The organism is Microcoleus sp. Pol7_B2, assembly GCF_036701035.1.
Classification (GTDB): Bacteria; Cyanobacteriota; Cyanobacteriia; order Cyanobacteriales; family Microcoleaceae; genus Microcoleus.
This window is the reverse complement of sequence record NZ_JAUBQB010000085.1, coordinates 20,677-29,198: the sequence shown is the minus strand read 5'-3', so window position 1 is coordinate 29,198 and position 8,522 is coordinate 20,677. Positions and strand designations below refer to the sequence as shown.

The 8,522-nt window shown below is 46.3% G+C and carries 10 protein-coding genes; 5 read left to right on the top strand and 5 right to left on the bottom strand.

Features of this window, described 5'->3' with window-relative positions; translation table 11 throughout:
• Positions 1-162: 162 nt before the first annotated feature.
• Positions 163-741 carry an FKBP-type peptidyl-prolyl cis-trans isomerase gene (locus QUA57_RS24100; protein WP_333064047.1) on the bottom strand — a complete coding sequence of 193 codons (579 nt, stop codon included), beginning with the start codon at positions 739-741 and terminating at the stop codon, positions 163-165.
• A gap of 278 nt (positions 742-1,019) precedes the next feature.
• Positions 1,020-1,346 carry a phasin family protein gene (locus QUA57_RS24095; RefSeq protein WP_242723321.1) on the bottom strand — a complete coding sequence of 109 codons (327 nt, stop codon included), beginning with the start codon at positions 1,344-1,346 and terminating at the stop codon, positions 1,020-1,022.
• Positions 1,347-1,561: 215 nt separating this feature from the next.
• Here QUA57_RS24095 and QUA57_RS24090 point away from each other — a divergent pair, with 215 nt between their 5' ends.
• The 4 genes from QUA57_RS24090 to QUA57_RS24075 all read left to right on the top strand — a co-directional run bounded on the left by QUA57_RS24090 (position 1,562) and on the right by QUA57_RS24075 (position 4,399).
• A complete protein-coding gene (locus QUA57_RS24090; protein ID WP_333064045.1) occupies positions 1,562-1,918 on the top strand; it encodes a zinc ribbon domain-containing protein in 357 nt (118 codons plus the stop codon).
• Between the two features lie 72 nt (positions 1,919-1,990).
• Positions 1,991-2,956: a BadF/BadG/BcrA/BcrD ATPase family protein gene (locus QUA57_RS24085; protein ID WP_333064044.1), complete on the top strand. Its 966-nt coding sequence runs from the start codon at positions 1,991-1,993 to the stop codon at positions 2,954-2,956.
• A gap of 281 nt (positions 2,957-3,237) precedes the next feature.
• Positions 3,238-3,894: a hypothetical protein gene (locus QUA57_RS24080; protein WP_333064043.1), complete on the top strand. Its 657-nt coding sequence runs from the start codon at positions 3,238-3,240 to the stop codon at positions 3,892-3,894.
• A gap of 103 nt (positions 3,895-3,997) precedes the next feature.
• The gene (locus QUA57_RS24075; protein ID WP_333036220.1) at positions 3,998-4,399 is read left to right on the top strand and encodes an MgtC/SapB family protein; all 402 of its coding nucleotides are present in this window, start codon (positions 3,998-4,000) and stop codon (positions 4,397-4,399) included.
• A 721-nt stretch (positions 4,400-5,120) separates the two neighbouring features.
• Here the strand turns inward: QUA57_RS24075 and QUA57_RS24070 are convergent.
• Both QUA57_RS24070 and QUA57_RS24065 read right to left on the bottom strand, forming a co-directional pair.
• On the bottom strand, positions 5,121-5,333 hold the full coding sequence (locus QUA57_RS24070) for a hypothetical protein (protein ID WP_333064040.1): 213 nt from the start codon (positions 5,331-5,333) through the stop codon (positions 5,121-5,123).
• A 50-nt stretch (positions 5,334-5,383) separates the two neighbouring features.
• Positions 5,384-5,614, bottom strand: coding sequence for a hypothetical protein (locus QUA57_RS24065; protein ID WP_333064039.1), 231 nt, complete (start codon positions 5,612-5,614; stop codon positions 5,384-5,386).
• 374 nt (positions 5,615-5,988) lie between these two features.
• Here QUA57_RS24065 and QUA57_RS24060 point away from each other — a divergent pair, with 374 nt between their 5' ends.
• On the top strand, positions 5,989-7,740 hold the full coding sequence (locus tag QUA57_RS24060; protein ID WP_333064038.1) for a hypothetical protein: 1,752 nt from the start codon (positions 5,989-5,991) through the stop codon (positions 7,738-7,740).
• A 342-nt stretch (positions 7,741-8,082) separates the two neighbouring features.
• On the opposite strand, the gene QUA57_RS24055 is transcribed toward QUA57_RS24060, so the two are convergent.
• Positions 8,083-8,370, bottom strand: a complete 288-nt coding sequence (locus QUA57_RS24055; protein WP_333064036.1) for a hypothetical protein — start codon at positions 8,368-8,370, stop codon at positions 8,083-8,085.
• Between the last annotated feature and the right edge of the window lie 152 nt (positions 8,371-8,522).

The window sequence follows — 8,522 nt, the reverse complement described above, 5'->3', positions numbered from 1 at the left end:
GAGGTACTGGAATAATAATGAATCCTCCTGTATTTATTGTTTTAAGCACTGCATAGCTCTTAACTGAACCGTATTGGGACATACACAGAAACCCGGTTTCTTAATAAAAAAACCGGGTTTCTAAACACCGTAAAAGTTTTACGTTGAATTAGATTGAGCTACCTAGCCAGCGATTTTCAACAATTCCACATCAAAAATCAACGTAGCATTAGGAGGAATCACCCCGCCCGCACCGCGAGCACCGTAACCGAGTTCAGGGGGAATAATCAACTTGCGGCGGTCTCCAACTTTCATCGTACCGACACCTTCATCCCAACCCTTAATTACTTGACCTACGCCAATTTTGAACTGAAAAGGAGAATTGCGATCGCGCGAACTGTCAAACTTCGTGCCATCCTCCAAAGTTCCAGTGTAGTGTACCACAACTGTCTGGCCGGTTTTTGGAGTCGCCCCATCACCCTGTTTCAATTCAACATATTTCAGACCTGAATCTGTTGTGACAGTATTATCAGTCATGTTATTGCCAGCGATAGTAGCTGGTACCTCTGGTAAAGTAGCATCAGCTACTAGCAAGTTATTTTCATTCAAAGACTGCGCTGACAATTTCTCAATAGCAGTCTCGGGTAAAAGATTGTTCAATTCGGCTGCAACTGCTTGGGACCTAGAACCGCCCATTTGAGCGACTATCAAAAACACAAAGCAAACCAGCATTACCCCCAAGCTGACTAAAACTCCTCGCAAAATTAATCCTCCTGATACTTTTAACCGCGATATCTTAGATATCTAAGACATCTACTACAACAAGAAATAGCAAATTTTATCTGAACTTTTCCACCAAAAAACGGCAGATACCAGATAATTTTCAAGGCAAAAGTATGAAGTCAGAATGTTTGTAATTCTACATAAATGGCTTCTACATAAGTGCCTTTTTTAGCCTTCTGGCTTCGGGTGACAATCTTATCACAAGATAACAGCGAACTCCTCGCGGGCGTTAGCGAAGCCCTCGAAGAAGATCGAACTCAGCGCCAGTTACGGTTTTCTAAATCCCGCATCTGACGTTCCAAACGATCGAGCCTTCCCCGCAACTCATCCATTTCGGACTGTCGGGGGACTCCCATATCTTGCAGCATATTCCGTAGTTGCCGCTGCAACTGCGTATCCCAATTGCCCTGTTCAGACTTGAGATGCTCCGTCATGTCATCGACAAAGGTTTTGGCTTGCTCAGGATTGATTTTGCCATCTTTGACCCATTGCTCACTCACTTCCTGCAATTTCTCTGCCACCAGGGAGGTAGTACCAATGCCCAGCATTACCAGTTGTTTGAGTAAGTTGCTATTGTTATCCATAGATTTTTCCTAATGTTTGTCCTTTCATACCCGATCGGCTCAGGTCGCCTGCTGTCGCTGCGAAACCATCTGTAAACTTAAAGTTACATCAGCGCACACCTACCTTTCTATTTTGGAGCATCCAGCCGCCTGATGGCGAGCCGATCGCGCTAATCGGCGTTCGGAAAACCCGCTAATGAGCCTACCCACCACATTACCCCATAACCCCGCTGTCTATGCCTGATTGCCCCCGCTGTCACCAACCTGTAGACGCCCGAGCGCTCGCCTGTCCGCACTGCAAAACCCCTCTCAAAGCTTTCGGTCATCCGGGTATCCCTCTTTATAGATCGAAACCCGAAGAATTTCTGTGTGCTACCTGTATTTATCACGAAGACGACACTTGCAACTACCCGCAGCGTCCCTTTGCCAAAGAATGCACGCTTTATCACGATCGAGCTGAGCCACTTGTGCCACAGACGATCCCTTACAGCAGTGGCGACGGGCTGCAATCGATCAAAAATTGGTGTCAGCGCCATCTGGTTTGGTTAGCATTATTAGGTTTAATTATTATTAGCATTGCTCTGTCGATTTAATCGGATTGTACAAAGCGTAGAATAGACATATCTCTGTTAATCTGGGTTGCTCTATTATTCTCTAAATTATTCATGAGCTACGTATTCGGCATCGACGGCGGCGGCACTAAAACTATCTGCCTTTTAATGGATGACAACCACCTTGTTTTAGGACGGGGTGAAGCAGGGCCGTCAAATTATCAAACCCTGGGAATTGAGACAGCAAAACAATCCATCCAATTGGCGATCGAACGAGCAGTTCTGTCCGCTCAGGTCGAGGCTGTAGGCAATCTCAACATAGAAGCAATTGGTCTGGGACTAGCAGGCGTCGGGCGTCCAAAAGATCGTGAAATAGTGCAATTTGTAGTGCAGAACTTGCAGTTGACAAATACTTTACCAGTAACCCGATCGTTCCTGCCCAGGAATATAGTAATTTCCAGTGACTGCGCGATCGCACTTGCTGGCGGTACAGGCCATCCAGTGGGTATCGCCGTTATTTCAGGAACCGGTTCGATTGTTTTCGGGCAAAACCGTCACGGGAAAACTAAACGAGTCGGGGGTTGGGGATATATTTTAGGCGATGAAGGCAGCGGATATAACATCGCCCTTCAGGGTTTGCAAGCTGCTTTGAAGTTCTATGACGGACGCGAAGATTTTACCGTGCTTGCGGAAAAATTTCAAAAGCATTTAGACCTCAATAACCTAGAAGAATTGGTAGAAGTCGTTTACGGGCGCGGTTGGGGAGTCAAAGAAATTGCAGCTTTAGCGCCGATTGTCGAGGGAGCAGCAGCAGAGGGCGATCGCGTCGCTGACAGCATTATCAATAATGCTGTGGCAGAATTAACCTATTCAACAAAAATAGCCATTTCAGCGCTATTTAACCAAACAGAAGAATTTGAAATTGTGATCGTAGGAGGTGTGTGGGGCGGCGAGGCAAATTGCCGAGGTCGGTTTGAAGCAGCCATAAGTGCGATCGCCCCAAAAGCTAAGGTAATTTCGCCCCGATACGAACCAGCTTTCGGTGCTGGATTGTTAGCTTTAAACGCTCTCAACAATTAACCTGGCGATCCCAGCCTTCGTGCTGGAATTTCACCTTAACTAATTAGAGGCTAAGGGGGAGGATGAACCGAAATCTCTCCTTTATCCTCCTTATCTTCCCACTCTTGCCGATTTTATCTATTTTTCAAAATTTTAAAATTCTGGATTATCTACCTTATCTTCCCAACTTCTAGAATTCCCGCCTGCCATAATCAAAACATCAGATGAAGGCGAAACCAGAAACAAATTTAGCAGTAGTGCGTTCCTAAGTAAACAAAAACTGAAGCAAGGAGACAATTTATATGATTACTTCTCAAAAATGGCGTTCAGCAACAGCAGCAATCCTCGCACTGGGCATTACAGTGGGAACCAGCGCGCCGCTGGTGGTAGCTACTCCCGCAGAAGCTCAACAACGAATTTCCCAATTTGATAGCATCCGAATTCCCTCGGGCAGTGTAATTCCAGTTAGCTATGAAAAAGACAAAATAGTTGTCACCCGCGAAGAAACTGCACCTTTAACTTTAACAGTAGCGCAAGACATCCGCACACCTCAAGGCAGAGTATTAATACCCGCAGGCAGCCAGATAGTCGGGGCACTGCAACCTGTCAGAAGAGGCAATCAAAGTGGTACTCAATTTGTTGCAAGAGAGTTAGTTATCAGCCGGCGCCAACGCTATCGGATTGACGGAAATTCAGGAATTATTACCAGAACCGAAAGAGTCCAAAAAGGTGCTGGCACAGGTTCAGTAGCGCAAGGTGCAGCCTTGGGTGCAGCAGCAGCAGCAGCACTCGCAGGCATTACCGGCGACAAAGCGATCGCGACTGAAGAAGTATTGGGAGGCGCTGGGATCGGCGCTTTAGCTGGAGTATTGTTGGGGCGGCGCAGCGTTGACGTGCTGGTGATTCGCCCGGAACAAGATTTGGCAGTGAGATTGCGATCGGACATCGTACTCCGCTAATATTGGAATCTTCGGATTAATTATTTGCAGTAAAACATTGTCGATCGCTAACTTGTGGTCTCCCGATAATTGGCTAGGCATACTGTTAAGGTTGTGCCTAGCCATGTTTGTTGGCGGAATTATTGGATGGGAGCGCCAACTCAGAAACAAACCAGCGGGCTTGAGAACTCATATGCTAGTTAGTATGGGTTGTGCACTGTTTGTTTTAATGCCGCTGGCAATGGGTAAAAATGAAAACGGAGGAGATGCTGTAGCGCGCGTAATTCAAGGCATTGCTGCCGGGATTGGGTTTTTGGGAGGTGGAGAAATTCTGCGGCAAAATCGACAGGAAATAGGCAAAGTTGAAGTTCACGGGCTCACCTCTGCCGCCGCTATTTGGGTGTCAGCCGCTTTAGGAACTGCGGCAGGATGCGGGTTGTGGCAACTGGCATTAATTGGCGCTTTAATGTCGCTGTTTGTTCTGAGGGTAATTAAAGAGTTAGAGCGTCGGAGTCGTAGGAAATAGTCTCAGTGATTATATAAAAGTGGGTATTATAACCGTTATAACGTTTGTATTGACGACCGAAGTACGAGCGAGTTTTATGAGGGTTAAAGTCCTCACTACCAACTAATTTTATTGCGGTCGATGGAGGGTAAATAATATTAGTTGCTTCATACCCAGTCCAGTTAATCACTGATCATAAATTCTTTGCCCTCATCCCAGCCATACCTGTCAAGAAGGTGAAAAAGGGGCGTTAGACAATTTGAGGATGATTATTTGGGGGTGTTCCCCCTGCTGTGAAAATACCCGCCTTCGGGCTACGAGAGCCTATCCCACAAAAAAACAATCAAAATTATCCCGCAATTATGCAACGCCTACAAAGTGGCTAAAACGCTTGAAATCTCTGCTTGGGGCGATTGATAAATCTTCTCCATTTGATAGTGCGTTAACAATACATAACATTTCAAGAATAATGCTCAAGTTTTACGAAGCAAACACTTTAACTACGCCTTGACGGGTTGGGTCATCCAAGCCTGACCTTGGAGGAGTGGAGTCATCACGATTTACTTACATATTCATTTTAATATTTTTTTCAATTTTAGTTAATTTGCTCAACACCCAGTGAACCAAAGTACCAATATTTTTTAAAATAATTAGTATATAAAATAGCAAAACAATTAAATTTTTTCCGTCTTTTTTAAGGAGAAAAGTTAATATTTACCTCGCCCCATGCCTGAATAAAAAATTAATTTCTATCAGAAAAAGTTGGCATTTTCATCAATTCCAAAGACTCTTGCCTCACGCGGCCCGCCATCGCAGCTAACTGCAAGCTCATAAAAGCATTCAAATCTTCTAAATCACACTTGGCTGAGGAAAAAATATTCTGCATTTCATTTTCCGCTTCCAAACTCAGATATCCAGCGGCAATAGCTTGTTTTACAACTTCACGAATCTGCACGGTAAGAATGTCCTTTACTAAATTTTAACTAATCAAAAGCCAACTAATTACTAACAGGAAGTTTCGGAAGCCGTCTCGCCAAAGATTTCAAATTTTTTCAGCTCGCGAGACTCTTGTTTCACTCCTCCGGACATAGCTGCTAGTTGCAAAGCCATAAAAGCATTTAAGTCTTCCAAGTCATACTTGGTGGTAGTTAACATCCGCCGCAGTTGATTTTCGGCTTCAAGGGTTAGATAGCCTAGAGCCAGAGCTTGCTGGGCGAGATCGCGAATTAGTACCATAACACTTCGGAATTTTATTGGTTCAAGCCTCAGTATCAAGTGTTTTCACAGAATCAGCAGTGACGGCTATTGCTCGATAGGTGTGACATTGTTACGGGCCACTCGTGACAGCCGGAGTCGCAGAGTGTGACTAAGTATTTGCACGGTTGTGACGGCGATCACGCGGGGGATGCCAGAGGAGGAGTCGGATAGTGGGGAGTCGGAGAGTGTCCGGGTGTCTGGGTGAGCGAGTCGGAGAGTGTCCGAGTGGGGGAGTCGGAGAGTGGGAGCATTTTTCTTCTTCCATAGGACTAATGACTGATGACTACTGCCTTCTACCTTCAGAAGACGCTCAACGTCTATAATCAGCAAGTTAAATATTTACGGCAAGACATATGGAACTAGCTCATAAAGATTTGCTACAACAAATAGCCCGACTATCGGAAACTTATGCTAATTTGGCCGATCGCCTGTCAATGGCAGCAAAACAACTGCAAGACTCCGGTCTTCCTCCCTCTGACAGCTTGCTGCAAGAAGTAGCAGCCTACAGCCGCAACTTTGCCGCAGTCCAAAAACAAGCTCTCGAACTCAACAAATCCGCGATCGCGCCGGGGGAAATTACTTCCCTCAAAGACATTCAAAACTTAGTCGAGACTGCCGCAGCTTCTGAAGGTAAAGCAGAAATTCGCGATGCAGCATTGAAAGTGATCGATCGAGTATTGGCGATCGCCCACCGCGAACAAAGCGACTTCGGGCCCTTACAATCAGTTCATGCCAGAGCCCGCGAACTGCAGCGCGCGATTTCCGAATCAACCCCAACTCAACTGCATTCCGACGCAGAATCCTTAGTCAGCGGCAAACACCCAGTTTCAGCAGTGCTCGCCCTGGTGGAACAGCAAGACAAATTAGATGACGAACAGTGGGTAATTCTCGAAGAAACAGTCAGCGCCGCTTTTGGCAAACAAATAGCCGTAGCCATTTCCAGAGGCAAATTAACCATTGCTGAGATGGTAAAAGCAGCACCTGCAAAAGTCGAACCCGCATTTAAAGCAGCGCCAGAACAAAAAATCAGCGCCGAACCTTTGCCAGAAGTGATTGTCATCCCGTCAGGAAAGGTGGCACCGAAACAAGTTACAGTTGCGCCACAGATCCAGATTTTGGAATCCCCCGCACCTTCTGCCCCCATGCACGAGGTAATTATTGTTCCCAGCGTGGAAGTACCTAAGTCTCTCCCGACAACCGGTTCCGGGAACATTGTTTTTGGGGCACCCCAGAAAATTCAACCAGCGGTGGCCGTAGAGGGCGGTTTGGGAATCAAAGTTTTGGTACACATTCAGGGAATTGGCGATCGAACTTTCGGTGCTCAAGAATACGCGGGTACTAAAGCTCAAGGGCGTCGTGTCGAAGGATTTCAAATTAATATCGATCCCCCAATTCCCGGTTTAAATGTCGAGTACATGGCTCACGTCGAAGGGGTTGGCGATACTCCTTGGATCAGCGAAGGAGAATTGGCAGGTTTTCGGGGTCAAGCGAAACGAATTGAGGGATTTGCGGTGCGGTTGAGCGGGCCGCAAGCTGATAAGTACGACGTATTTTATAGCGCTCACATTCAGAATATCGGCGACACCGACGTGTCCTCCAACGGCGAATATTGCGGCACTCGCGGCAAAGCTTTGAGAATAGAGGGCATCAAAGTTTGGATCGCGCAGTCTGCGAGTTCCCAAACAGTGGCGCCTGTGGGTTTAAAAGTGTTGGCGCATATTCAAGGAATTGGCGATCGAACTTTTAGCGATCGAGAATATGCGGGTACTAAAGCTCAAGGCCGCCGCGTGGAAGGATTTCAAATAAAAATAGAGCCTCCCGTTGCCGGTTTAAATTTGCAGTATATGGCTCACGTTGAAGGAGTTGGCGATACTGCTTGGATCTCGGAAGGGGAGTTGGCCGGTTTCCGGGGCAAAGCCAAGCGCATTGAGGGATTTGCCGCCCGCCTGACAGGGCCGCAAGCTGATAAATACGACGTATTTTATACGGCTCACATTCAGAATGTGGGCGATACTCCTGTTACTGCTAACGGTCAATATTGCGGCACTCGCGGCAAAGGTTTGAGAGTTGAAGGGATAAGCGTTTGGGTTGATCCGAAAGCGTAAAAAGTGAGAATGAATGGAAAATTTGCAGTGGCATTTTCCATTCATTTTGTGTTGTTATATCATGTCCGGCTGGTTGGTTTTTGTATAATGTGCGCTCTCCTAGGGGCGGGTTTTATCAACCATCTACGCCAAAAACTAATAATCCCATAAACCCGCCCCCTCTCTCTAAACGGTAAACGTCAATGTACATTTTTTCCCTTCGATCAAAGTCAAGGTTGATATAGGTTATTAGTTGTATGGGGGCGGGTTTATGAGATTGTTTGTGTGCGTCAAAAATTATTCGTAAAACCAGCCCCTACAGCATCAAAAACACTTGCACAACTTACGCTAGCAGACACGATATTAATGGTGTAGCACGTGCAACAAGCCTTCTACCACATGACCGATGATCTCACTTGGAGCAGATTCGGCGGCGCACTGGCCGGCGTGGAGTGCGTTTCCGACAGCCTGACTCCCTCCCTCCAGCGCATCGGCACCAAATTGACCGCGATATGTTTCTTTGACCATTTCAGCTTGAATTTTGCTGGTAGTTTCTTCGGGATTCGTTTCCCAATTGCGGATTGTTTGGACAATCTCGAACCCAGCCCCAATTAACATTCCGAGGACGATCGCAGCAATAAAGTATCCCATAGCTTTCTTTAAAGTTTGAGGTTTGCTGTATCTAATCTAGGGTGGCATTTGAAGGCAGACAGGATGAAAACGATTGCTATTGAGTGCGGATTTCCACCTGCTAGAACCGTCGTTATTTGCTAAATTGAGGACTAAAGTCTTCACTCAAACAA